Annotated in this window: 23 protein-coding genes; 12 read left to right on the forward strand and 11 right to left on the reverse strand. The window is 44.0% G+C overall.

All coding sequences use genetic code 11. The features are described from left to right. Positions 1 to 96 precede the first annotated feature (96 nt). The 9 genes from A4G13_RS08010 to rsmB all read left to right on the forward strand — a co-directional run bounded on the left by A4G13_RS08010 (position 97) and on the right by rsmB (position 7848). The gene (locus A4G13_RS08010) at positions 97 to 666 is read left to right on the forward strand and encodes an anthranilate synthase component II (protein WP_011201345.1); all 570 of its coding nucleotides are present in this window, start codon (positions 97 to 99) and stop codon (positions 664 to 666) included. Positions 667 to 722: 56 nt separating this feature from the next. Next, on the forward strand, positions 723 to 2099 hold the full coding sequence (gene trkA, locus A4G13_RS08015; RefSeq protein ID WP_090655657.1) for a Trk system potassium transporter TrkA: 1377 nt from the start codon (positions 723 to 725) through the stop codon (positions 2097 to 2099). Between the two features lie 99 nt (positions 2100 to 2198). Then, the gene (gene mscL, locus A4G13_RS08020) at positions 2199 to 2585 is read left to right on the forward strand and encodes a large-conductance mechanosensitive channel protein MscL (RefSeq protein WP_041640079.1); all 387 of its coding nucleotides are present in this window, start codon (positions 2199 to 2201) and stop codon (positions 2583 to 2585) included. A gap of 79 nt (positions 2586 to 2664) precedes the next feature. Next, positions 2665 to 3099: a ribonuclease E inhibitor RraB gene (rraB, locus tag A4G13_RS08025; protein ID WP_090655660.1), complete on the forward strand. Its 435-nt coding sequence runs from the start codon at positions 2665 to 2667 to the stop codon at positions 3097 to 3099. 51 nt (positions 3100 to 3150) lie between these two features. Continuing rightward, positions 3151 to 3855, forward strand: a complete 705-nt coding sequence (locus A4G13_RS08030) for an SIMPL domain-containing protein (RefSeq protein WP_090655662.1) — start codon at positions 3151 to 3153, stop codon at positions 3853 to 3855. A 125-nt stretch (positions 3856 to 3980) separates the two neighbouring features. Beyond that, positions 3981 to 4658, forward strand: coding sequence for a peptidylprolyl isomerase (slyD, locus tag A4G13_RS08035; RefSeq protein WP_011201350.1), 678 nt, complete (start codon positions 3981 to 3983; stop codon positions 4656 to 4658). A gap of 238 nt (positions 4659 to 4896) precedes the next feature. Beyond that, positions 4897 to 5412, forward strand: a complete 516-nt coding sequence (gene def / locus A4G13_RS08040; protein ID WP_090655665.1) for a peptide deformylase — start codon at positions 4897 to 4899, stop codon at positions 5410 to 5412. Between the two features lie 70 nt (positions 5413 to 5482). Further along, positions 5483 to 6436, forward strand: a complete 954-nt coding sequence (gene fmt, locus A4G13_RS08045) for a methionyl-tRNA formyltransferase (protein WP_090655667.1) — start codon at positions 5483 to 5485, stop codon at positions 6434 to 6436. Next, positions 6436 to 7848, forward strand: a complete 1413-nt coding sequence (gene rsmB / locus A4G13_RS08050) for a 16S rRNA (cytosine(967)-C(5))-methyltransferase RsmB (RefSeq protein WP_243739731.1) — start codon at positions 6436 to 6438, stop codon at positions 7846 to 7848. Before fmt ends, rsmB begins: the two co-directional genes overlap by 1 nt. A 49-nt stretch (positions 7849 to 7897) precedes the next feature. Here the strand turns inward: rsmB and nagA are convergent, their stop codons facing one another. From nagA to A4G13_RS08070, 4 genes are all read right to left on the reverse strand, one after another. Continuing rightward, complete coding sequence (gene nagA / locus A4G13_RS08055) at positions 7898 to 9040, reverse strand: N-acetylglucosamine-6-phosphate deacetylase (RefSeq protein ID WP_090655670.1); 1143 nt, start codon at positions 9038 to 9040, stop codon at positions 7898 to 7900. 51 nt (positions 9041 to 9091) lie between these two features. Further along, positions 9092 to 9895, reverse strand: coding sequence for a glucosamine-6-phosphate deaminase (gene nagB / locus A4G13_RS08060; protein ID WP_090655673.1), 804 nt, complete (start codon positions 9893 to 9895; stop codon positions 9092 to 9094). Between the two features lie 139 nt (positions 9896 to 10034). Next, positions 10035 to 10502, reverse strand: coding sequence for an N-acetylneuraminate anomerase (gene nanQ / locus A4G13_RS08065; protein WP_011201357.1), 468 nt, complete (start codon positions 10500 to 10502; stop codon positions 10035 to 10037). A gap of 89 nt (positions 10503 to 10591) precedes the next feature. After that, positions 10592 to 12907, reverse strand: a complete 2316-nt coding sequence (locus tag A4G13_RS08070; RefSeq protein WP_090655676.1) for a Tex family protein — start codon at positions 12905 to 12907, stop codon at positions 10592 to 10594. Positions 12908 to 13030: 123 nt separating this feature from the next. On the opposite strand from A4G13_RS08070, the gene greB reads away from it, so the two are divergent. Further along, positions 13031 to 13507, forward strand: coding sequence for a transcription elongation factor GreB (gene greB, locus A4G13_RS08075; RefSeq protein ID WP_090655679.1), 477 nt, complete (start codon positions 13031 to 13033; stop codon positions 13505 to 13507). 82 nt (positions 13508 to 13589) lie between these two features. On the opposite strand, the gene A4G13_RS08080 is transcribed toward greB, so the two are convergent. After that, complete coding sequence (locus tag A4G13_RS08080; RefSeq protein ID WP_011201360.1) at positions 13590 to 13955, reverse strand: glycine zipper 2TM domain-containing protein; 366 nt, start codon at positions 13953 to 13955, stop codon at positions 13590 to 13592. Positions 13956 to 13993: 38 nt separating this feature from the next. Then, positions 13994 to 14203, reverse strand: a complete 210-nt coding sequence (locus A4G13_RS08085; RefSeq protein WP_090655682.1) for a glycine zipper 2TM domain-containing protein — start codon at positions 14201 to 14203, stop codon at positions 13994 to 13996. 135 nt (positions 14204 to 14338) lie between these two features. Here A4G13_RS08085 and A4G13_RS08090 point away from each other — a divergent pair, with 135 nt between their 5' ends. Further along, positions 14339 to 14851, forward strand: a complete 513-nt coding sequence (locus A4G13_RS08090; protein ID WP_011201362.1) for a TetR/AcrR family transcriptional regulator — start codon at positions 14339 to 14341, stop codon at positions 14849 to 14851. Between the two features lie 597 nt (positions 14852 to 15448). Here A4G13_RS08090 and cysE read toward each other — a convergent pair. The 4 genes from cysE to A4G13_RS08115 form a co-directional block, all read right to left on the reverse strand. Further along, entirely contained in the window at positions 15449 to 16246 is a 798-nt protein-coding gene (gene cysE, locus A4G13_RS08100) for a serine O-acetyltransferase (RefSeq protein WP_090655686.1), read from the reverse strand. 21 nt (positions 16247 to 16267) lie between these two features. Next, positions 16268 to 17275: an NAD(P)H-dependent glycerol-3-phosphate dehydrogenase gene (gene gpsA, locus A4G13_RS08105; protein ID WP_090655689.1), complete on the reverse strand. Its 1008-nt coding sequence runs from the start codon at positions 17273 to 17275 to the stop codon at positions 16268 to 16270. 95 nt (positions 17276 to 17370) lie between these two features. Beyond that, entirely contained in the window at positions 17371 to 17880 is a 510-nt protein-coding gene (gene secB / locus A4G13_RS08110) for a protein-export chaperone SecB (protein ID WP_011201365.1), read from the reverse strand. 11 nt (positions 17881 to 17891) lie between these two features. Next, positions 17892 to 18329 carry a rhodanese-like domain-containing protein gene (locus A4G13_RS08115; protein WP_011201366.1) on the reverse strand — a complete coding sequence of 146 codons (438 nt, stop codon included), beginning with the start codon at positions 18327 to 18329 and terminating at the stop codon, positions 17892 to 17894. Positions 18330 to 18579: 250 nt separating this feature from the next. On the opposite strand from A4G13_RS08115, the gene A4G13_RS08120 reads away from it, so the two are divergent. Next, entirely contained in the window at positions 18580 to 19902 is a 1323-nt protein-coding gene (locus tag A4G13_RS08120; RefSeq protein WP_011201367.1) for an anaerobic C4-dicarboxylate transporter, read from the forward strand. A 145-nt stretch (positions 19903 to 20047) separates the two neighbouring features. Here the strand turns inward: A4G13_RS08120 and ilvA are convergent, their stop codons facing one another. Beyond that, positions 20048 to 21586 carry a threonine ammonia-lyase, biosynthetic gene (gene ilvA / locus A4G13_RS08125; RefSeq protein WP_090655692.1) on the reverse strand — a complete coding sequence of 513 codons (1539 nt, stop codon included), beginning with the start codon at positions 21584 to 21586 and terminating at the stop codon, positions 20048 to 20050. Positions 21587 to 21601 lie beyond the last annotated feature (15 nt).

Genomic DNA, 21601 nt, shown 5'->3' on the forward strand with positions numbered 1-21601 from the left:
AAAAAGTGAGAAATGACCGGATTCTAGCTTAAAGTCACAGAAAAATCTTATTTTTTATTTTATACTTATAACAATTATGGACGATTCGGAAAATTTATGTCAAAACGCTTACTTATTGTGAATAATCATGACTCATTCACCTACAATTTAGTGGATTTGATCCGCCGATTATCCGTCCCCATGCGAGTGATTGAGGTAGAAAAATTAGATTTAGACGAAGTGGAACAGTTCAGCCATATTTTATTATCGCCGGGCCCCGACGTGCCGGAAGCCTATCCCGAAATGTTCGCTTTGTTAACCCGTTATTATCGGCATAAGGCGATTCTCGGCGTGTGCCTTGGCCACCAAACCTTGTGTCGGTTTTTCGGCGGGCGTTTGTATAATTTACGGCAGGTACGCCACGGTGTTTGCGGGCGGTTAAAAGTGCGGTCAAAATCCGCCATTTTTTCGGGCTTGCCGGAGGAATTTGATATTGGTCTGTATCATTCCTGGGCGGTAGACAGCCAAAATTTTCCGGCGGAATTAACGATTACCGCCGAATGCCATGAAGAAGTCGTCATGGCGTTTGAACATAAGACCTTACCGATTTACGGCGTGCAGTTTCATCCCGAATCTTATATTTCGGAATATGGCGAACAAATGCTAATAAATTGGCTGAATAGCTGATTTTTTAGGTAAACTAGTTCAATTTTTATGATTGAACCCAATAAAAAGGAATACTTGTGAAAATTATTATTCTTGGCGCGGGTCAAGTGGGTACGACGCTGGCAGAAAATCTGGTAAGCGAAGATAACGACATTACCTTAGTAGATAATGAATTGCTCCGTTTAGAAGACTTGCAGGATAAACACGATTTGCGGGTGGTTGCCGGTTCCGCGTCATCGCCGCGCGTACTTCGCGAGGCGGGCGCTCCCGATGCCGATTTATTAGTGGCCGTTACCAGTTCCGATGAGGTGAATATGGTCGCCTGTCAAATGGCGTACACCCTATTCCATACCCCCACTAAAATTTCACGTATTCGGAATTCCGAATATTTACGGGAAAAAGATAAATTATTTCATAACGATATGATCCCGATTGATCATATTATTTCCCCTGAAAATCTGGTAACGGAAGAAATTATCCGGTTAATCGACTACCCCGGCGCATTACAGGTCGCCCATTTCGCCGACAGACGCATTAGCCTGGTAGTATTAAAAGCCTATTACGGCGGCCCTTTGGTGGGTTATGCCATTTCTATGCTGAAAGAACATTTGCCTTATATCGATTACCGTATCGTGTCTATTTTGCGCCACGATAAATTAATTCGTCCGCAAGGTTCAACTATCATTGAAGCGGGTGACGAAATCACCTTTATCAGCGCAACCGTACACATTAAAGCCATTATGGCTGAAATTCAGCGTTTGGATAAACCTTATAAGCGCATTATGATTGTAGGCGGCGGCAACATCGGCGCCGGCGTGGCAAAACAATTGGAAGCCGGCTGTAGCGTAAAATTGATTGAACGTAATGCTGAAAAAGCAAAGTCTCTGGCGGAAAAACTCTCTAACACATTAGTTTTTCACGGCGATGCCTCTGACCAATCTTTATTATTCGAAGAACATATTGAAAACATCGACGTATTTATCTCGCTCACCAGCGATGATGAGGCCAATATTATGTCGGCATTACTGGCAAAACGGTTAGGTGCCAAAAAAGCCATGGTGTTAATCCAACGTATGGCGTACATTAATCTCATTCAGGGCGGTACCATTGATATTGCCGTTTCACCGCAACAAGCCACCATTTCCGCCTTATTGACGCATGTACGAAAAGGCGATGTGAAAAATGTGGTTTCATTACGCCATGGTCTGGCGGAAGCTCTGGAAGTTGTGGTACATGGAGACGCAGCCACCTCCAACGTGGTCGGGCGAAAAGTAAGCGAACTGAAACTGCCTCAAGGGGTGATTTTAGGTGCCGTTTTGCGAAATGAAGAAGTGATTATTGCCAAAAAACAGGTGGTGATTGAAGAAAACGATCATGTAGTTATCTATTTGAGTGATAAGAAAAATATCAGTGAAATTGAAAAATTGTTCCAACCAAGCGCATTTTTCATTTAAATAACACAAAATAATCAATTTATATAGGTTGTAGGTATTTTAAACAGGCCCTATAATACGCACTCTTTTTTGATAGCAATTAACTTTAGGAGAATATTTATGAGCTTTATGAAAGAATTCCGCGAATTTGCCATGCGCGGCAACGTTGTTGATATGGCAGTCGGTGTGATCATAGGCGGCGCGTTCGGTAAAATCGTTAGTTCGTTAGTAGGCGATGTGGTTATGCCTGTGCTGGGTATTTTAACCGGCGGCGTCGATTTCAAGGATTTAAAATTTGTATTAGCGGAAGCCGTAGGCGAAACGCCGGCAGTTACTTTAAACTACGGTTTATTCATTCAAAACGTATTTGATTTTATCATTATCGCATTTGCCATTTTCATGATGGTGAAAGGCATCAACAAACTGAAAAAACCGGTTGAAGAAGCGCCTAAAGGCCCTACTTCAGAAGAATTGTTATCAGAAATTCGCGATTTACTGAAAAAATAGCGATTGCGGAAAATCTTCCTTTTATCGGGAAGATTTTTTATTTAATCTTCATCGTCCAAACTGAATTAAGGGGAGCAACATGACAGATTTACAAGAACTCCGGGCGGAAACCAGAGAAATCATTACCGACTTACTGAACGACGGTAGTGATCCTGATGCGCTTTATATTATCGAACACCATATTGCTCATTATGACTTCGATAAACTAGAAAAAATTGCCGTTGATGCCTTCAAAGCGGGCTATGAAGTTTCGGAAGCGGAAGAATTTGAAGACGAAAACGGTAAAGTCATTTACTGTTTTGATATTATCAGCGAAGTGGAATTAAAACCTGAAATCATTGATTTACAACAGAAAGAAATTCTGCCGATTCTGCAAAAACACAACGGTATTTATGACGGCTGGGGAACTTATTTTGAAGACCCTAACGCCTCCGACGACGAATACGGCGATGACGGTGAATTCTTTGATGATGAAGACGACTTCGACGACGAAGACGAAAGACCGGTTCATTAATCCGCATACAAACCGCGCCATAAAAGTGCGGTTATTTTTTAGGAAATTTCTATGAAACTCAAATCGTTATTTTGCTTATGTTTGGCGCTCCCGCTGATGGCGGCGGCGAATAACGAAGCGCCGCAAAACCCTCAAAATATAGTCAGTTTCTCCGCGGAAACGGAAAAAGAAGTACCGCGCGACTTAATGCAGGTTTCCCTGTATTTACATGAAGAAGGAAACAATTTAAAGAATTTAAACAAAGTTATCGCAGAAAAACTGAACAAAGGTCTAACGCTGATAAAACAGCAGCCTGCAATAGAAATTCAAAGCAATAACCGCCAAACTCAGGTGCGTTACAACAATAAAAATCAAAAAGACGGTTGGATTGCGACTGCGGAATTAGTACTGCAAAGTAAAGATTTCAGCCAATTGTCTCAATTGATTGAAGACTTATCGCCACTATTTGCCATCGGCAATATCGAAGCGGCACTTACCAAAGAGGCCGTCGCCGCAATGGAAGATGAAATGACCGACAGCGTATTGGCGAAGTTTCAGGCAAAAGCGACATTAATCCAACACAGTTTACAGGCAAAAGGTTACCGTTTGCTGGATATCAATATAGATTCCCTCAGTGAACATTACGCCTCACCGATGGTCAATCACGTCACCATGAAAATGGCGGTAGCGGAACAAGCGGCGCCGGTACAACTGGAAAGCGGGAAAACCCGTTTAAAAGCCATTGCCCGCGGGCGCATTGAATTGATTAAAGAATAAAAACCTTCCGGCGACGGACGCTTTAAAAATACTTGAGACCGCCGCAAGCCCTAATTGAGCATGACAGGCTTTGATAAATCCTATACAATACGGAAAAATTTTTTTAACCATAAAATGAGGTCAAAATGAAAGTTGCTAAGAATATTGTTGTAGGCATTGCTTACCAGGTTCGCACGGAAGACGGCGTATTAGTAGATGAAGCGCCAACCAACCAACCTTTAGAATATTTACAAGGTCACAACAATTTAGTTATCGGCTTAGAAAACGCATTGGAAGGCAAAGCGGTCGGCGATAAATTTGAAGTACGCGTAAAACCGGAAGAAGGTTATGGCGAATACAATGAAAATATGGTACAACGCGTCCCGAAAGACGTATTTGTAGGGGTTGACGAATTAGCGGTAGGCATGCGTTTTATCGCCGATACGGACATGGGCCCGTTGCCTGTGGTTATCACCGAAGTCAGTGAAAATGATGTGGTTGTTGACGGCAACCATATGTTAGCCGGTCAGGAATTATTATTCACCGTAGAAGTTGTTTCCGCCCGTGAAGCGACACCGGAAGAAATCGCTCACGGTCATATCCATTCTGGCGATCATGATCACGGTCATGGCGGCTGCGGTTGCGGTGGTCACGGTCATGAGCACGATCACGACCATAGTCACGGTGGTTGCGGCTGCGGCGGTCACGGTCATCATCATGATCACGGCCATGATCACCATCACGGCGAAGGCTGTTGCGGCGGACATGGCAAAAAAGAAGGTCATGGTCACGGCAACTGCGGTTGTGGCGGACACGGTCACTAATCTTTTTAGTGTTTGCAATCCTTGAAAGGATTGTTCCGCTTCGGATTGGCAACGCCAACATTAAAAAAATGCTGTTTTATGACCGCACTTTGTATTGCGAATCAAAGTGCGGTCTCTTTTTGTAAATTTTTCCTATTAATGCAATTCTGCAAAACCATATAATTTTAGTTAAAAAATCATGAAAAAGTCTGTAAAATAGCCGAATTAAATGCTAACAATTTTATAACAAAGAGAGACTATGAGCGTATTAAACGTACTTATTTATCCGGATGAGCGCTTAAAAACCATCGCCGAACCCGTTACCGAATTCAATGACGAATTACAGACTTTCATTGACGATATGTTTGAAACCATGTATCAGGAAGAAGGAATCGGTCTGGCGGCTACGCAGGTTGACGTACATAAACGGGTTATCACCATTGATGTCACCGGAGAAAAAACCGAACAATTGGTGTTAATCAATCCCGAATTACTTGACGGAGAAGGGGAAACAGGTATCGAAGAAGGTTGTTTATCCCTGCCCGGCTTGCGCGGTTTCGTACCCCGCAAAGAAAAAGTAACGGTGAAAGCGCTAAACCGCCAAGGTGAAGAATTTACCCTTCATGCGGACGGCTTGTTGGCAATTTGCATTCAGCACGAAATAGATCACTTAAACGGTATTGTCTTCGCCGATTATTTATCGCCGCTGAAACGCAACCGTATGAAAGAAAAATTAGTGAAACTGCAAAAACAGATTTCACGCCATCAAGCTTAATTATCCCAGGGCTTCCGATTTTAAAGGAAGCCATTTCATTTTCAGCCCGTTTTTAACGTAGAACATTATGATGAAACCGCTAAAAATTATATTCGCCGGCACACCGGATTTCGCCGCCCAACATTTACAGGCTTTACTTAATTCACATCATCAGGTGATTGCGGTTTATACGCGGCCGGACAAACCCGCCGGACGCGGTAAAAAACTGCAGGCAAGTCCGGTAAAACAACTTGCCGAGCAATATAACATTCCCGTTTATCAGCCGAAATCACTGCGCAAAGAAGAGGCGCAAGCTCAGTTGGCGCAACTGCAGGCGGATGTGATGGTAGTGGTTGCTTACGGCTTGATTCTGCCGAAAGCGGTGTTGGAAATGCCGCGTTTAGGCTGCCTGAACGTACATGGTTCCATTCTTCCCCGCTGGCGCGGAGCCGCGCCTATTCAGCGGGCTATTTGGGCGGGCGACAAACAAACCGGCGTGACCATTATGCAAATGGACGAAGGTTTGGATACCGGCGATATGTTACACAAAGTTTATTGCGATATCACGGCGGAGGAAACGTCCGCGAGCCTTTACCATAAACTTGCAACCCTCGCGCCGCCGGCTTTAATCGACGTATTGGACGAGTTGGAAAGCGGAAAGTTTATCGCCGAAAAACAAGAAGATTCAAAATCCAATTACGCGGAAAAACTGTCTAAGGAAGAGGCAAAACTGGATTGGTCGCTTTCCGCCGCACAACTTGAACGTAATATCCGCGCATTTAATCCCGCACCGGTGGCATTTCTTACCGTGCCGGTAAATGAAGCGGAAGAACGGATTAAGGTTTACCGGGCGGAAGTTCTCCCTCATCAAAACAGTGCTGCCGGCACGGTGCTGGCTTTCGATAAAAAAGGCTTACAGATCGCCACGGCGGAAGGCGTACTGAACATTCAGCAACTTCAACCTTCCGGTAAAAAACCCATGTCCGTGCAAGACTTTTTAAACGGTCGTGCCGATTGGTTCGTCTTAGGTCAGGTGCTTAACTAATGAAAAATTCAGCAAAAACGACCGCACTTTTAAGCCCGAAAAAAGCATTCAAACGCCCTCAAACTCCGGCACATAAAAAAATACAATCCGTACGCGCTTTAAGCGCGCGGATTATTTTGCAGGTATTGGATCAGGGCAAATCGCTCTCGGCATTAATTCCCGAATTGCAATCACAGGTAAAAGCACAGGATTTACCGCTTTTGCAGGAAATCTGTTTCGGTGTTTGTCGGGTACTGCCCCGCTTGGAACAAATTATTAAAAAGCTGGTCGATAAACCTTTGAAAGGTAAAACCCGTATTGTGCATTGTCTGCTGTTGGTCGGGTTATATCAAATTCTTTATACCAGAATCCCTGCTCACGCCGCAGTTGATGAAGTGGTTAATGCGACCTCGGCGTTAAAGTCGGAGAATTTCCGCGGTTTAGTTAACGGAGTATTGCGCCGTTTTCTGCGCGAACAACAGGAAATTCTGGCGGTTGTCGATAAAAACTGGCAAACCCTTCACCCGGAATGGTTTGTCAACAAATTGAAAAAAGCTTATCCGAACTGGCGTGAAATTATAGAAGCGAATAATCAAAAACCGCCGATGTGGATTCGGGTCAATCAACAACTTTGTACGACGGAAAACTACCGCACTTTATTATTAACCGAGCAAGAGCTGGATTCCTTTAAGGACGAAAACCCTAATGCATTACGCCTGGCACAACCTACGGCAGTACAAAACCTGCCTCATTTTACCGAAGGCTGGGTAACGGTTCAGGACGTACACGCGCAATGGTCTGCCCTTTTGCTGGAAGCTAAAAACGGCGATCTCATTCTTGACGCCTGCGCGGCGCCCGGCGGAAAAACCACCCATATATTGGAACTGGCGCCGCAGGCAAAAGTAATTGCGCTGGATGTGGAACAAAGCCGTTTGAACCGCGTAGCGGAAAATCTTGCCCGCTTAAATCAACAAGCGGTACTGATTTGCGGCGACGCCACCAAACCGGATGATTGGCTCCCGAATGCTGCCGAACGGCTTATAGGCAAAAAAACCGATCTGCAATTCGACCGTATTTTACTTGATGCGCCATGTTCGGCTACGGGAGTGATTCGTCGCCATCCGGATATAAAATGGTTGCGTCAGGAGCAAGATATTGGTCAGTTAGCGGCATTACAGCAACAAATTCTGACCGCACTTTGGAAAAAATTGAAACCAAACGGCATATTGTTATATGCGACCTGTTCATTGCTGCCGCAGGAAAACAGCGAACAAATCCGAACTTTCTTAGCTAACATGCCAGATGCGAAATTAGAACCGCTGCCCTTTGCTACACAGGAAAATGAAATCGGTAAACAGTTTATTCCGAGCGAATTTTCAGGTGACGGCTTCTACTACGCAAAACTAAGAAAAACCGATAACAAGGGCGGTTGATAAGTTAAAAAGCCTGTAACCGTTTATAAGTTACAGGCTTTTTAATAGATTAAGCAAATTTCCACTCACCGTTTACCGACGTACCCACAATATCAAAATTGTGAGTAAATGCGGTTAAATTAGCGATTTTCCCCGCTTCAATAGAGCCTAAACGGTCGTCTACCTTTATGGCTTTTGCCGGGTAATAATTACACATGCGTAAGGTTTCTTCTAACGGGATACCCACTTGTTCCACCGCATTTCTGATTGATTCAATCATAGTAACCGCCGAACCGCCAAGCGTACCGTTTGCCTCATAGCATTTACCATTGCGCACATAAACGGTTTTCCCCACAAACGTAAATTGCTCGATATCGGCGCCTGCCGCTGCGGTAGCATCGGTTACCAAACAAAGTTTGTCGCCTTTTGCCCGTTTAGCAATCAAAATATTGCCGAACGCTACGTGCAAACCGTCGGCAATAATGCCGCTGTAAACTTCGTCGGAATCCAACACCGCGCCGACTACGCCCATAGCACGCCCGGAGCTTACCGGTGACATGGCGTTATGTAAATGAGTGGCAAAACTTGCGCCTTGAGCAAACGCCCGTTTCGCCTGTTCATAAGTGCCGTTGGAATGCCCTACGGAAACAATAATGCCTTTTTCTACAAATTCGCCGGCATATTGCATGGCCGGGTTTTCCGCCGCAATAGTGATTTTACTGATAACATCGGCGTTATCCAGCAAAAATGCCTTCATTTCAGGGCTGATTTCACGGATATATTCCTCGCGGTGTACCCCTTTTTTCTCCACGCTTAAATAAGGGCCTTCCAAATGCAATCCGAGCGCCTGGTTTTTATGTTTCGCTAAATAATCTCGCATAATTTTGACCGCACTTTTCATATCTTCATCCGGGGATGTAATAAAGGTCGGCAAATAGCTGGTCGTGCCTGATTTTAAATTGGTCTCCTGCATAATTTCCAGGGTTTTGACACTGATGTCTTCGTTAAACATCACACCGCCGCAGCCGTTAAGTTGCAAATCAATAAAACCGGCGGTTAAATTACTGCCTTTTAAATCGATCCGTTGGATTTCCGGTATCAATTCTCTTTCAGGTAATACGGCTTGAATTTTATCTTTCTCAACAATCACGGCATGCTCGTAAAGCACGTTTTTTGCCGTATAAATCACACAATTTGTTAACGCATATTTCATTTATATCTCTTCCCTCAATGAAAAAGGACGCGTTAATTTGCGTCCTGATATTTAAATCACCGAATGGATGGCATAAGCTTCCAGCTCTGTAAAATATTTCACCGTTTTCACTTTCAGCTCTTGGGTAGCGGGCTCATCACAAACTACAATACTATGACGATGTAATTGTAAAGTGCTTACCGTCCATAAGTGATTCACAGCTCCTTCTACGCAGGCCTGTAATGCCAGCGCTTTTTGATGTCCCGTAATCAGCAACATGACTTCTTCCGCATCAAGCAAGGTGGCGACACCAATAGTTAAGGCATATTTCGGCACTTGACTCACATCATTATTAAAGAAACGCGAATTGGCTATTAAAGTATCCGGCGTTAAGGTTTTAATTCTGGTGCGGGAACTTAAAGAAGAAGCGGGTTCATTAAAGGCAATATGCCCGTCCACACCGACACCGCCCATAAACAGATTAATTTTACCGTAAGATTTGATTTTTTCTTCATAACGACGGCATTCCGCATCATGATCCGGCGTATTGCCGTCTAAAATATTAATATTCTTTTCCGGAATATCCACATGATTAAAAAAATTATTATACATAAACGAATGATAGCTTTGCGGGTGCTCTTTCGGCAAACCCACATATTCATCCATATTAAAGGTAACCACATGTTTAAAACTGACTTTACCTGCCTGATATAATTTAATTAATTCCCGATAAGTTTTTAACGGCGTACCGCCTGTGGGCAAGCCCAGCACAAAGGGGCGATCCTCAGTGGGATTAAAAGCATTAATCCGATCAACAATATGTTGAGCCGACCATTTTGCCACCTGTTCATCGTTTTTTAAAGGAATTAAACGCATTATATTCTCCTAAATTCAATACAAATAATCCAAAACCGGTCCCGCTTGCAAAATAACGGGCAGAAAAGAAAATCCGGCATTTCGCAAAACCTATCCTGCAATGCATTCTTTCATTTTTAAGCGTGAAAAATAAATGAAATTACAGTAACGCCACGGGTACTTTAACCACTAATTTTTTAAGTTCAGCCTGACCGTTCACATTGCAACACGGTTTGTGCTGTTCGTACGGATAGAACACTACAAATTGATTCGGGCGCACAACAATCCAGTTTTTATCTGCAATTTCAGCTGCGGTTAGTTGATAATCCTCTTCTTGATGATATTCCTCGTATTTCTCCAGAGCAGGCTCTGTCACACTGTATTCCATGCCGTCCAAACCGGAAATAACCAGCTGGATATCAATATATCTGTGGTGTAGTTCGGATTTTTTATTTTCCGCCGCATCACTGGTTGGTGTCATCACATTCATAAAAATATTTTCATTAATTTCATGACGACCATTTTCCAATGCGGATAAATCCAGCGTTTTTAAATAATCGCAAACATCCGCTAACACTTTAGGTAAATCCCGTTGATAGTCATTTCGGTTAAGATCACCAATATACATAATATTTTCCTTATTAAATTTGAGTTATTCGCCAACGAGCCGATTCGCCCGATCCCTATTATAGTTCTGATAAATCTTATCTTCTTCTATTATTTCTTCCACCCTTTCAACGCATCGGCAAAGGCGTTATTGGCAAACTGATTGCGTTGTGGTTGCCGGTTATCCCGACGGTTGCGATCCTGTCCGGATTTTGTTGATAAAGTGCGGTCGGATTTTTCCGAATTTTTGACCGCACTTTCGTCTAAACGCATGGTTAACGCAATACGGCGGCGGGCTACATCCACCTCAAGTACTTTGACTTTTACCACATCGCCGGTTTTCACTACCTGGTGCGGGTCTTCCACAAATTTATCGCTCAATGAAGAAATATGGACTAAGCCGTCCTGATGAACGCCGATATCCACAAAGGCGCCGAAGTTGGTTACGTTAGTGATAGTGCCTTCCAGAATCATACCGGCTTTCAAATCGGTAATCTCTTCAACGCCTTCCATAAAGGTCGCCGTTTTAAATTCGCCGCGGGGATCCCGCCCCGGTTTTTCCAATTCTTTGAAGATGTCCTGCACGGTCGGCAAACCGAATTTTTCATTAGTAAATTGCGTTGCATCAAGACGGCGAAGGGCGTTTGAATTACCCATTAAATCCCGAATGGATTGTTCCGTAACCTGTAGGATATTTTCCACTACCGCATAAGTTTCCGGGTGGACCCCTGAGGAATCCAACGGATTTTTCCCGTTAAGAATACGCATAAATCCCGCACATTGTTCAAAGGCTTTCGGTCCTAAACGCGGAACGCTTAGTAGTTGCTGACGGCTTTCAAAACGGCCGTTTTCATCACGATAGGCAACGATATTTTGCGCCAGCACTTTCGTCATCCCCGCCACGCGTGTGAGTAACGGCGCGGAAGCGGTGTTAATATCCACGCCTACCGCATTCACACAGTCTTCCACCACCGCATCCAGTTTACGGGCTAACTGAGATTGGTTGACGTCATGTTGATATTGGCCCACACCAATGGCTTTCGGTTCAATTTTTACCAACTCCGCCAACGGGTCTTGCAAACGGCGGGCAATTGACACCGCACCGCGCAATGACACATCTAACTCGGGAAATTCCGCGGCGGCAAATTCGGAAGCGGAGTAAACGGATGCCCCCGCTTCGCTCACAACAACGGTTTGCGCAGACCAATCCGTCGATTGCTTAATCACCTCTTTGGCAAAACGCTCGGTTTCACGGGAAGCGGTACCGTTGCCGATAGCAATCAACTCGGCATGATATTTTTTACCTAATTGATAAAGGGAAACCATTGCCTCATTCATTCTGCCGGTATGGGGGTAAATTGTATCCGTTGCCAATAATTTGCCGGTACTATCCACAACCGCTACTTTCACCCCGGTACGCAAACCCGGGTCGAGACCGATTGTGGTTTTAGCTCCGGCAGGCGCCGCCATTAAAAGTGCGGTTAAATTCCGGGCAAAAACATCAATGGCTTCATCTTCCGCTTTTTCACGCAATGAGCCCATTAAATCCGTTTCCAAATGCAGCGACACTTTAATTTTCCAGGTCCAGGCGATCACCTGCGCACGCCATTTATCCGCCGGCAATCCGGTCAAACGTACCGCTAAATGCTCGCGAATAATTTCCTCGCAATAACTAGAACGGGAACCTTCTTCCGCATCGGGATCCGCATTTAAACTTAACTGCAGAAAACCTTCGTTACGCCCGCGGAACATTGCTAACGCCCGGTGAGACGGCACATTTTTCAACAATTCCTGATGGTCAAAATAATCCTGAAATTTTGCACCGTCCGTTTCTTTTCCTTCAATAACTTTCGATACTAAAACGGCATTATGCTGTAAATATTGACGGACCTTAGCCAATAATTGCGCATCTTCGGCAAAACGCTCCATTAAAATATAACGGGCGCCGTCTAGCGCGGCTTTTGTATCCGGCACGCCTTTATTCGCATCCACATAAGCAAGCGCGGCGCTTTCCGGCTCATGTTCCGGTTCCGACCACAATAAATCCGCCAACGGCTCAAGCCCCGCTTCAATGGCAATTTGCCCTTTCGTACGGCGTTTCGGTTTATAAGGCAAATACAAATCTTCCAATTCGTTTTTGCTTAACGTGGCATTAATTTTAGCGCGTAATTCATCGGTCAATTTGCCTTGCTCGTCAATAGACTTCAAAATCGTCTGGCGGCGATCTTCAAGCTCTCGCAAATAGATTAAACGGGTTTCAAAATGACGCAACTGAGTATCGTCTAAGCCGCCTGTCACTTCTTTACGGTAACGGGCAATAAAAGGAATGGTATTACCTTCGTCCAATAATTGAACGGCGGCTAAAATTTGTTTCGGCTGAACGCTGAGTTCAGCGGCAATAACTTGACTGATTTGTTGATTTAACATGGTAAATTCTATAACTTTCTTTTACTAAAAATTGTGCATAGCATACTGGTTTTAGGGATATGGCTCAAATATTTCTTAAAATTAGGATATAATTTGACCGCACTTTTTTGAGGAACTTGGATTATGGCAAAATCAAATTACATTACCCGAGCGGGCTGGAATGTGCTTGATCAGGAATTAAAATATTTATGGAAAGACGAGCGTCCGAAAGTCACACAAGCGGTTTCCGATGCCGCCGCCATGGGCGATCGCAGCGAAAATGCCGAGTATATTTACGGCAAACGCCGATTACGCGAAATCGACCGCAGAGTACGTTTTCTGTCCAAACGACTGGAAGTCCTACAAATCGTCGATTACAACCCCAAACAGGAAGGCAAAGTGTTTTTTGGCGCATGGATTGAACTGGAAAATGAAGAGGGTGAAATAAAACGATATCGTATTGTGGGTTGCGACGAATTCGATCCGGCAAAAAACTGGATTTCTATTGATTCGCCCGTCGCCAGAGCATTAATCGGCAAACAAATTGACGATGAAGTGCGGGTAGAAACACCGGCGGGTAAGGTTTTATTGTATGTGAATAACATATGGTATGAAAAATAAAGCGTAACACAGGTTTTATACGGATTTAAATTAACAAAAAAGCTATCGCCGAACGGTGATAGCTTTTTTATATCAATGAGCCTTAATGTCTGTGTCTTCTCATTTCCCGATAATCCGAGTGTTTTGGTTTATGATGAGCAAAATAACGCTCTTTTGGATGATGGCGACGATCCTCATAGCGTAATCTGTCGAAATCTCTATGATGGCGACGGTCTCCCACTCGATAATGATCATCCCGCTGTTTATTAGCATTCCATTGGCTACCTACCACGCCGCCAAGTGCGGCTCCCGCCACGGTGGAGGTGACATCGTTGCCTAATACGGCGCCCGCTACGCCGCCTAATGCCGCGCCCACAACGGTATCATGTTGCTGACGGTTTAACGCATAAGCGGAAACGGACGTTGTTAATAATGCAAGGATTAAGCCTTTAGCTAAAATTGATTTCATAAAACCACCTCTTATTTTACTAAAAGTAACCGTTATGCTTAACGATGTTTATTCCATTGGCTGCCCACTACACCGCCAAGTGCAGCGCCCGCCACGGTTGAGACGGTATTCCCGCCGATAATGTTTCCTGCTACACCGCCGATAACTGCGCCGGTGGCGGTATCACGTTGTTGACCGTGAAGTCCGCAAGCGGAAACTGAAGTTGCTAGTGCGGCGATTACAACCGCTTTTATAATTTTACTTGTCATTTTTTATTTCTCCGATTTTTATTTCGAAATTTAATGTTACACTTGTAACACTTCATGGTCGCTATTTTATGGAAACCGGTGACCTAGTCAATACAATTACCCTAAACTGAAACAATATGAGAGATTTGTAACAGTATGAAAAAAAATCTGAACTTTGTGGTAAAAGAGAGTATCACCGAAGCCTTATTGCGTTTAATGGCGAAAAAAAACTTCGATGAAATTAATATCACCGCAATTACCGAACTCGCCGGTGTAAGCCGCATTTCCTTTTACCGTAACTTTGATTCTAAAGAAGACGTACTGATTAAATATATGTACGTAAGAGCCAAAGAACTTTATAAACCCTTTGAAAGTCAAGATGTTAGCGTACGTGACAAATTAATCGGTATGTTCAAATCCATTGAGGGAATGGAAGATATTATCAATTTACTTTATGCACAAAATTTATCCCATATTTTTTTACAATATTTTAATTTTGTACGAGGCGCGAAACCCGAACAGGAAAATCTTGATGCCTATCAAAATTCTATTGTGGTGGGAGTTTGTTTTGGTGCGCTGGACGAATGGATTAAACGAGGCCGGCAGGAAACACCCGAACAAATGGTGGATTTATTGCAAAATGTGATTTGGGGCTTTGTGAAAGAATAGAATTCTTAATAAACCTTAAGAAATTATCGCTTAAAGGACATAAATTTAATTAAAAGTGCGGTCAAAATTTGGAAAATTTTAATTTTATTTTCTATTTTTCCCCAAAAAAATGGTAAAACTCATGCTATAACGCACATTTCCTATGCTTGCACCAAGTCATAGCTGTTCAGAACCTTTAATATTATAATTCTGCTCCCGTTAGCAGGAGAAAGTATTGTAGAAAGCAGGTGGTTGGGGATACAAACAATCATTTTTTGCTAAATTTTTGCAAAATTCACTTGTGATTTCCCCCTCCGCCTTACAGGCACCTCCCCCAGCTTCGTGGGGGAGGGAAAATAACGTTTTCTATTTTCGCTCCCACCTTTACGGGGGGAGCTGTCACGAAGTGACTGAGGGGGGTATTTTCATGCAGGCGCCTCCCCCAGCTTTGTGAGAGAGAAAATAACGTTTCGCGCCTTCGCTGCTTGGCGCTACCATGTTGTAACCTTCTGAGGTGGCGTCAATGCTTACGATTTCCGCATAAATGTAACGTTATTCTATTTCGCTCCCACCTTTACGGGGGGAGCTGTCACGAAGTGACTGAGGGGGGCATATTGACTAAATATTCAAAGCTTCCGCATCATCAATAAAATATTGGTTCATATCAAAAGCCGGTTTTGCACTGCGGTCTTTGCTGATAATCTTCGCCGGCACACCCGCTGCAGTGGCATATTCCGGTACGGGTTGCAAAACCACGGAATTAGCGCCGATTTTAGCGTATTTACCCACTTCAATATTACCTAAAATTTTCGCACCCGCACCAATCATCACGCCCTCGCGGATTTTCGGGTGGCGATCGCCGGATTCTTTCCCCGTACCGCCAAGGGTTACGCCCTGCAAAATAGATACGTCATTTTCAATTACTGCGGTTTCCCCCACCACAATGCCGGTGGCATGGTCAAACATAATGCCGCAACCCACACGCGCCGCCGGATGAATATCCACGTCAAACGCCACGGAAATCTGGTTTTGCAGATAAATGGCAAGCGATTTGCGGTTTTGTTGCCAAAGATGATGAGTAATACGATAACTCTGAATAGCATGAAAACCTTTTAAATAAAGTAACGGCGTCGACCATAAACCGACTGCAGGGTCACGTTGACGCACGGCATGAATGTCGCAAGCGGCGCTGTCGATAATACGCGGGTCGTCTTGATAAGTTTCTTCAATAATTTCACGCAAAGTAATTGCCGGCATGGTAGAGGTTGCCAATTTGTTGGCTAAAATATAACTCAATGCACCGCCTAAATTTTTATGTTTTAGAATAGTGGAATGGAAGAAGCTGGCTAGAACGGGCTCATGTTCAACAAGTTCTTTTGCTTCATTGCGGATATTATTCCAGACTTCACGTAACATTATTGTTCCTTAATCAGTAAATTATTCAACTTTGCTTTTACGTCCTAATAATGCGGTTGCCGCCTCCTTGGCATCTTTCCCGCAAAATAGGACCTGATAAATTTGTTCCGTTATCGGCATTTCAATGCTTTGCTTCTGTGCCAGCATATAGGCCTCTTTGGTGTTGTAATAGCCTTCTACCACCTGGCCGATTTCATCCATTGCCGTTCGCGCATCCACACCTTGACCGAGCATCATACCGAAGCGACGGTTTCTTGATTGATTATCCGTGCAGGTTAATACCAAATCTCCAAGGCCGGACATACCCATAAACGTATTTACATTCGCCCCCAAGGATACGCCTAAACGGCTGATTTCCGCAATACCGCGGGTAATTAATGCGGTACGGGCGTTGGCGCCGAATCCCATGCCGTCCGACATACCCGCGCTAATGGCAATCACATTTTTAATTGCGCCGCCCAGTTGCACACCTACCATATCATTATTGATGTACACGCGAAAATGCTTGCTGCAATGAATTCTTGCTTGGAATTCTTTGGCAAATTGTTCGTTTTCCGCCGCCAGGGTAATCGCCGTTGGTAAACCTGCCGCAAGTTCTTTGGCAAAAGTCGGCCCAGATAACACGGCTAAAGGATATTGCGAACCCAATTCCTGCTCCACCAGATTTTGCAATAATCGTCCCGTGCCTCGTTCCAACCCTTTAGTCGCCCAAATAATACGGTGCCGGTTATGCAGAAACGGCTTAATTTGTTGAATCACTTCACCGAATACATGGCTTGGCACCACAATTAACAAATCTTTGGATTTTTCCACCGCACTTTTAAGATCGGATTCAACCCGTAAGACTTCAGGAAAGGAAATATCGGGCAAAAAACGTGCATTTTGACGTTCTTGCGCCATTTGAGCGCAAGCCGTCGGGTTATGTCCCCATAAATAAGTGGGATAGCCGTTGCGGGATAGGGCAATTGCCAGGGCTGTTCCGTAAGAACCGGCGCCCAGAATTGTCACGGGAGAAGCCTGAATACTCATAAATTACCTCTGAAATGAAAATTATCAGCAAAACTGAAAAAATATTACAGCGATAAAAATAGCACGGACAAAATGTCCGTGCCATCAAGATAATATTAATGTTGCACTTCGGTCGAAGATTCGGCGTTTTGACTTTCTTGTTCCTGACGTTGTAAGAATTCCATAAACAACGCATCAAAGTTTACCGGAGAAAGATTTAATGCCGGGAACGTGCCGCGATTTACCAAGTTAGACACTAATTCGCGCGCATAAGGGAAAAGCATATTCGGACATTGAGAAGTTAAACAATGAGCCATTTGCATATCTTCCAAACCGCTAATGGTAAATACGCCCGCCTGTTTCACTTCGCATAAAAAGGCTAAATCACCGCTATCTTCCAAAGTGGTTTCAACGGAAATATTCAATACGACTTCGTATAAATCCTCACCTAACTGTTTTGCTTCCGTACTTAAATCAAAATTTAATTTTGGTTTCCATTCCTGTTGGAAAACATGAGGGAGATTAGGCGCTTCAAATGAAATGTCTTTCACATAAATGCGTTGAATTTGTAACACCGCTTGTTGTTCTTCTGTGGCTGTTGCCGGAGTTTGGTTTTCTTCTGCCATTGTGACAATCCTTATTTAACTAATGGTAAATTTTGCGATTTCCAGCCCATAATGCCTTCATTTAAGACATAAACATGAGCGAAGCCCTGTTTTGTTAAAAGCTGCGCCGATGAACGTGCAGTAAAACCGTTTGCACAAACTAAAATAACATGACGGTCTTTATGTTGTTCAAGCTTGCCGAGATTCCGGTTTTTGATATCGGTCGGAATAAACTCCAAACTACCTGCAATATGTCCGCGCTTAAACTCATCAATACTGCGTAAATCAATTACCACCGCATCTTCATTATTAATTAAGCTTGTCGCTTCGGCATTTGACAGGATTTTTACTTTACTGGTAAAGGATTTTACTAATTGAAAAATCACAATTACGAAAATTGCAACCCAGGCTGCAATTAAAAGGGTATGATTTTTGGCAAACTCGGTTGCCATCGGCATAAATTCTTCCATTTCACTCTCGAAAATAAGTAATCAAAAATAGGGGTTAAGTATAACCGCTGTTTCTTGATCTTTCAAAGAAACTATTACAATTTAATTGATCTACATTATAGATATGACTACCTATTATTGGTATATTAACAAGCGATTTCAAAACAGCGTTAATGTTTTGTTTTTTCTGCTAGAAATCACTGTGTTGACACAGACGGAAGTGTTAAAAATACTTCTTAATAAAAAATTAAAAATAATTTAGGAGACAAATATGTCTGCAATGTTTCTTATTCAATTTGCCATAGTTTTACTATGTATCTTGATGGGTGCCCGTGCCGGCGGTATCGGTTTGGGTGTATTCGGCGGGTTAGGTTTGGCCATTTTATCCTTCGGATTCGGGCTGAAGCCGGCGGGCTTGCCAATCGACGTTATGTTTATGATCATGGCGGTAGTTTCCGCTGCAGCGGCAATGCAAGCGGCAGGCGGCTTGGACTATATGATCAAAATCGCAACCAATATTCTGCGCCGTAATCCGAAATATATTACCTTTATGGCGCCGGCGGTAACTTGGTTGTTCACTTTTCTTGCGGGTACCGGCCATGTTGCCTATTCCGTATTACCGGTTATCGCCGAAGTGGCCCGCCACAACGGCGTACGCCCCGAACGTCCGCTTTCAATGGCGGTAATCGCCTCACAATTCGCTATTGTGGCAAGTCCGATTGCCGCAGCGGTTGTTGCCGTGGTCGCTTATCTCGAACCGCAAGGCATTACACTGGCGAACGTATTAAGCGTAACTATTCCTGCAACGTTGTTAGGGATTTTCTTAGCCTGTGTCTTCGTCAATAAAATCGGCGTAGAACTAAAAGACGACCCTGAATATCAACGCCGTTTACAAGATCCGGAATACGTAAAAGCAAATCACGCCGACGTAAACATGGACGAAATTCAATTAAAACCGACTGCAAAATTATCCGTAGGTTTATTCCTGTTAGGTGCGTTATTAGTAGTTGTGATGGGTGCGTTACCGGAATTACGTCCTTCATTCGACGGCAAACCAATGGGAATGGCGCACACAATTGAAATCGTGATGCTAACTATAGGTGCATTGATCATTTTCACCTGTAAACCGGACGGTACCGAAATTACTCGCGGCTCCGTATTCCATGCCGGTATGCGTGCGGTAATCGCTATTTTCGGTATTGCATGGTTAGGCGATACATTAATGCAAGCGCATATGGACGAAGTGAAAGGAATGGTTTCCGGTTTGGTTGAAACCGCGCCTTGGGCATTCGCATTAGCGTTATTTATCTTATCAATCTTAGTAAACAGCCAAGGTGCGACAGTTGCAACCTTGTTCCCGCTAGGTATTGCGCTAGGTATTCCTGCGCCGATTTTAATCGGTGTATTTGTTGCGGTAAACGGTTACTTCTTCATCCCGAACTATGGTCCGATCATTGCATCAATCGACTTTGATACTACAGGTACAACGCGAATCGGTAAATTCATCTTTAACCACAGCTTCATGCTTCCGGGTTTATTAAGCATGGCGTTCAGCTTAGGTTTTGGTTTGTTATTCGCCAATATGTTCCTATAACTACATAAATAAATGTAAAGCGGTGCTTTTAGCGCCGCTTTTTTTTACGCCCGAATCAAAGTGTACACAAAAAAGTGCGGTAAAAAATTTCCGAAATTTTTACCGCACTTTTTAATGTAACTCTATTAATAAGTCTGCCGGTTATCTATCCTAAGAAATACCGATAAGAGGGACTGTCGGTAACATCCTGATAAGCATAGCCTAATTTTTCCAAATGTTGTTTAAATGCCGGTAAATCCGCGTCATTAATTTGGAAACCTGCCAACACATCGCCGTAATCCGCACCGTGTCCGCGATAATGGAACAGGGAAATATTCGCCTCCGTGGTGCCGAGGGTTTCCAGGAACTTCAGCAATGCGCCTTTTTGTTCCGGAAATTCAAAGCTATATAGACGTTCGTTTAAATCACTGGATGAGCGGCCGCCAACCATATAACGAATATGAGTTTTAGCAATATCGTCGTCAGACAAATCCTGCACGTCATACCCGCCCTGTTTTAATTGCTGGATAATAACTTGCTTTTCCTGTTCGCCGGTAATGCGCACACCGACAAAAATACAAGCCTGTTTTTCATCAGCATAGCGATAGTTGAATTCCGTCACCGCATTTTGTCCTAAAATCTGACAGAATTTTAAGAAGCTGCCCCGTTGTTCCGGAATGGTCACCGCAAATAAGGCTTCATGTTTTTCACCGATTTCACAACGTTCGGAAACATAACGCAGCGTATGGAAATTTAAATTCGCACCGGACAGCAGATTTACTAAGGTTTCGCCTTGCAAATTATGCTGTTTAGCATATTTTTTCAAGCCGGCGAGCGATAATGCGCCCGAAGGTTCCGGTACCGCACGAACGTTTTCAAACATATCTTTCATCGCCGCACAGATTTCATCACCATCCACCAGAATCACATCATCCACATATTGCTGACAAATGCGGAAAGTTTCGTCACCGATTCGTTTTACCGCCACACCGTCGGCAAAAAGTCCGACGCGTTCTAAATCAACGGGACGACCCGCTTTCAGTGCATAATATAAACAGGCGGAATCCTTCGCTTCTACGCCGATCACCTTAATTTCCGGCATTAATTGTTTAATCAGCACGGCAACGCCCGCAAGCAAACCGCCGCCACCTACCGGTACAAAAATGCGGTTGATGTGACCGTTTTGCTGCAATAATTCCATACCGATGGAGCCCTGCCCCGCAATCACCGCAGGATGATCAAAAGGCGGGATAAAGGTCATTTGCTCCGTTTGCGAAAGTTCAATCGCTTTGGCTTTGGCCTCATCGAAATTCGCGCCGTGTAAAAGTACTTCGCCGCCGTGTCCGCGCACCGCATCCACTTTAATGGAAGGCGTATTTTGCGGCATTACAATCAGCGCACGAATACCGGCATTTTTTGCCGAAAGGGCTACGCCTTGCGCGTGATTTCCCGCCGATGCGGTAATGACACCGGCCTCTTTCTGCGCCTGGGTTAAACCTGAAATCATGGCGTAGGCGCCGCGTAATTTAAAGCTATGTACGGGTTGATGATCTTCACGTTTAACATAAATCCGATTACCTAAACGTTCCGACAATTTCGGCATTAATTGCAACGGAGTAACTTTTGCCGCCTCATAAACTTTAGAAATTAAGATCGCTCTTAAATACTCCGCCCCAGTCGGGGCGTTCGATAAATTATTAACCATTCGTTACCACTTCTA

Origin of the sequence: Basfia succiniciproducens, assembly GCF_011455875.1 — a bacterium.
Taxonomy (GTDB): Bacteria; Pseudomonadota; Gammaproteobacteria; order Enterobacterales; family Pasteurellaceae; genus Basfia; species Basfia succiniciproducens.

Bases quoted from the DNA above. Each gene is read 5' to 3' on its own strand.
- A4G13_RS08010 (WP_011201345.1), top strand. From the start codon at position 97: ATGTCAAAACGCTTACTTATTGTGAATAATCATGACTCATTCACCTAC.
- mscL (WP_041640079.1), top strand. From the start codon at position 2,199: ATGAGCTTTATGAAAGAATTCCGCGAATTTGCCATGCGCGGCAACGTT.
- rraB (WP_090655660.1), top strand. From the start codon at position 2,665: ATGACAGATTTACAAGAACTCCGGGCGGAAACCAGAGAAATCATTACC.
- A4G13_RS08030 (WP_090655662.1), top strand. From the start codon at position 3,151: ATGAAACTCAAATCGTTATTTTGCTTATGTTTGGCGCTCCCGCTGATG.
- slyD (WP_011201350.1), top strand. From the start codon at position 3,981: ATGAAAGTTGCTAAGAATATTGTTGTAGGCATTGCTTACCAGGTTCGC.
- def (WP_090655665.1), top strand. From the start codon at position 4,897: ATGAGCGTATTAAACGTACTTATTTATCCGGATGAGCGCTTAAAAACC.
- fmt (WP_090655667.1), top strand. From the start codon at position 5,483: ATGAAACCGCTAAAAATTATATTCGCCGGCACACCGGATTTCGCCGCC.
- rsmB (WP_243739731.1), top strand. From the start codon at position 6,436: ATGAAAAATTCAGCAAAAACGACCGCACTTTTAAGCCCGAAAAAAGCA.
- nagA (WP_090655670.1), bottom strand. From the start codon at position 9,040: ATGAAATATGCGTTAACAAATTGTGTGATTTATACGGCAAAAAACGTG.
- nagB (WP_090655673.1), bottom strand. From the start codon at position 9,895: ATGCGTTTAATTCCTTTAAAAAACGATGAACAGGTGGCAAAATGGTCG.
- nanQ (WP_011201357.1), bottom strand. From the start codon at position 10,502: ATGTATATTGGTGATCTTAACCGAAATGACTATCAACGGGATTTACCT.
- A4G13_RS08070 (WP_090655676.1), bottom strand. From the start codon at position 12,907: ATGTTAAATCAACAAATCAGTCAAGTTATTGCCGCTGAACTCAGCGTT.
- greB (WP_090655679.1), top strand. From the start codon at position 13,031: ATGGCAAAATCAAATTACATTACCCGAGCGGGCTGGAATGTGCTTGAT.
- A4G13_RS08080 (WP_011201360.1), bottom strand. From the start codon at position 13,955: ATGAAATCAATTTTAGCTAAAGGCTTAATCCTTGCATTATTAACAACG.
- A4G13_RS08085 (WP_090655682.1), bottom strand. From the start codon at position 14,203: ATGACAAGTAAAATTATAAAAGCGGTTGTAATCGCCGCACTAGCAACT.
- A4G13_RS08090 (WP_011201362.1), top strand. From the start codon at position 14,339: ATGAAAAAAAATCTGAACTTTGTGGTAAAAGAGAGTATCACCGAAGCC.
- cysE (WP_090655686.1), bottom strand. From the start codon at position 16,246: ATGTTACGTGAAGTCTGGAATAATATCCGCAATGAAGCAAAAGAACTT.
- gpsA (WP_090655689.1), bottom strand. From the start codon at position 17,275: ATGAGTATTCAGGCTTCTCCCGTGACAATTCTGGGCGCCGGTTCTTAC.
- secB (WP_011201365.1), bottom strand. From the start codon at position 17,880: ATGGCAGAAGAAAACCAAACTCCGGCAACAGCCACAGAAGAACAACAA.
- A4G13_RS08115 (WP_011201366.1), bottom strand. From the start codon at position 18,329: ATGGAAGAATTTATGCCGATGGCAACCGAGTTTGCCAAAAATCATACC.
- A4G13_RS08120 (WP_011201367.1), top strand. From the start codon at position 18,580: ATGTCTGCAATGTTTCTTATTCAATTTGCCATAGTTTTACTATGTATC.
- ilvA (WP_090655692.1), bottom strand. From the start codon at position 21,586: ATGGTTAATAATTTATCGAACGCCCCGACTGGGGCGGAGTATTTAAGA.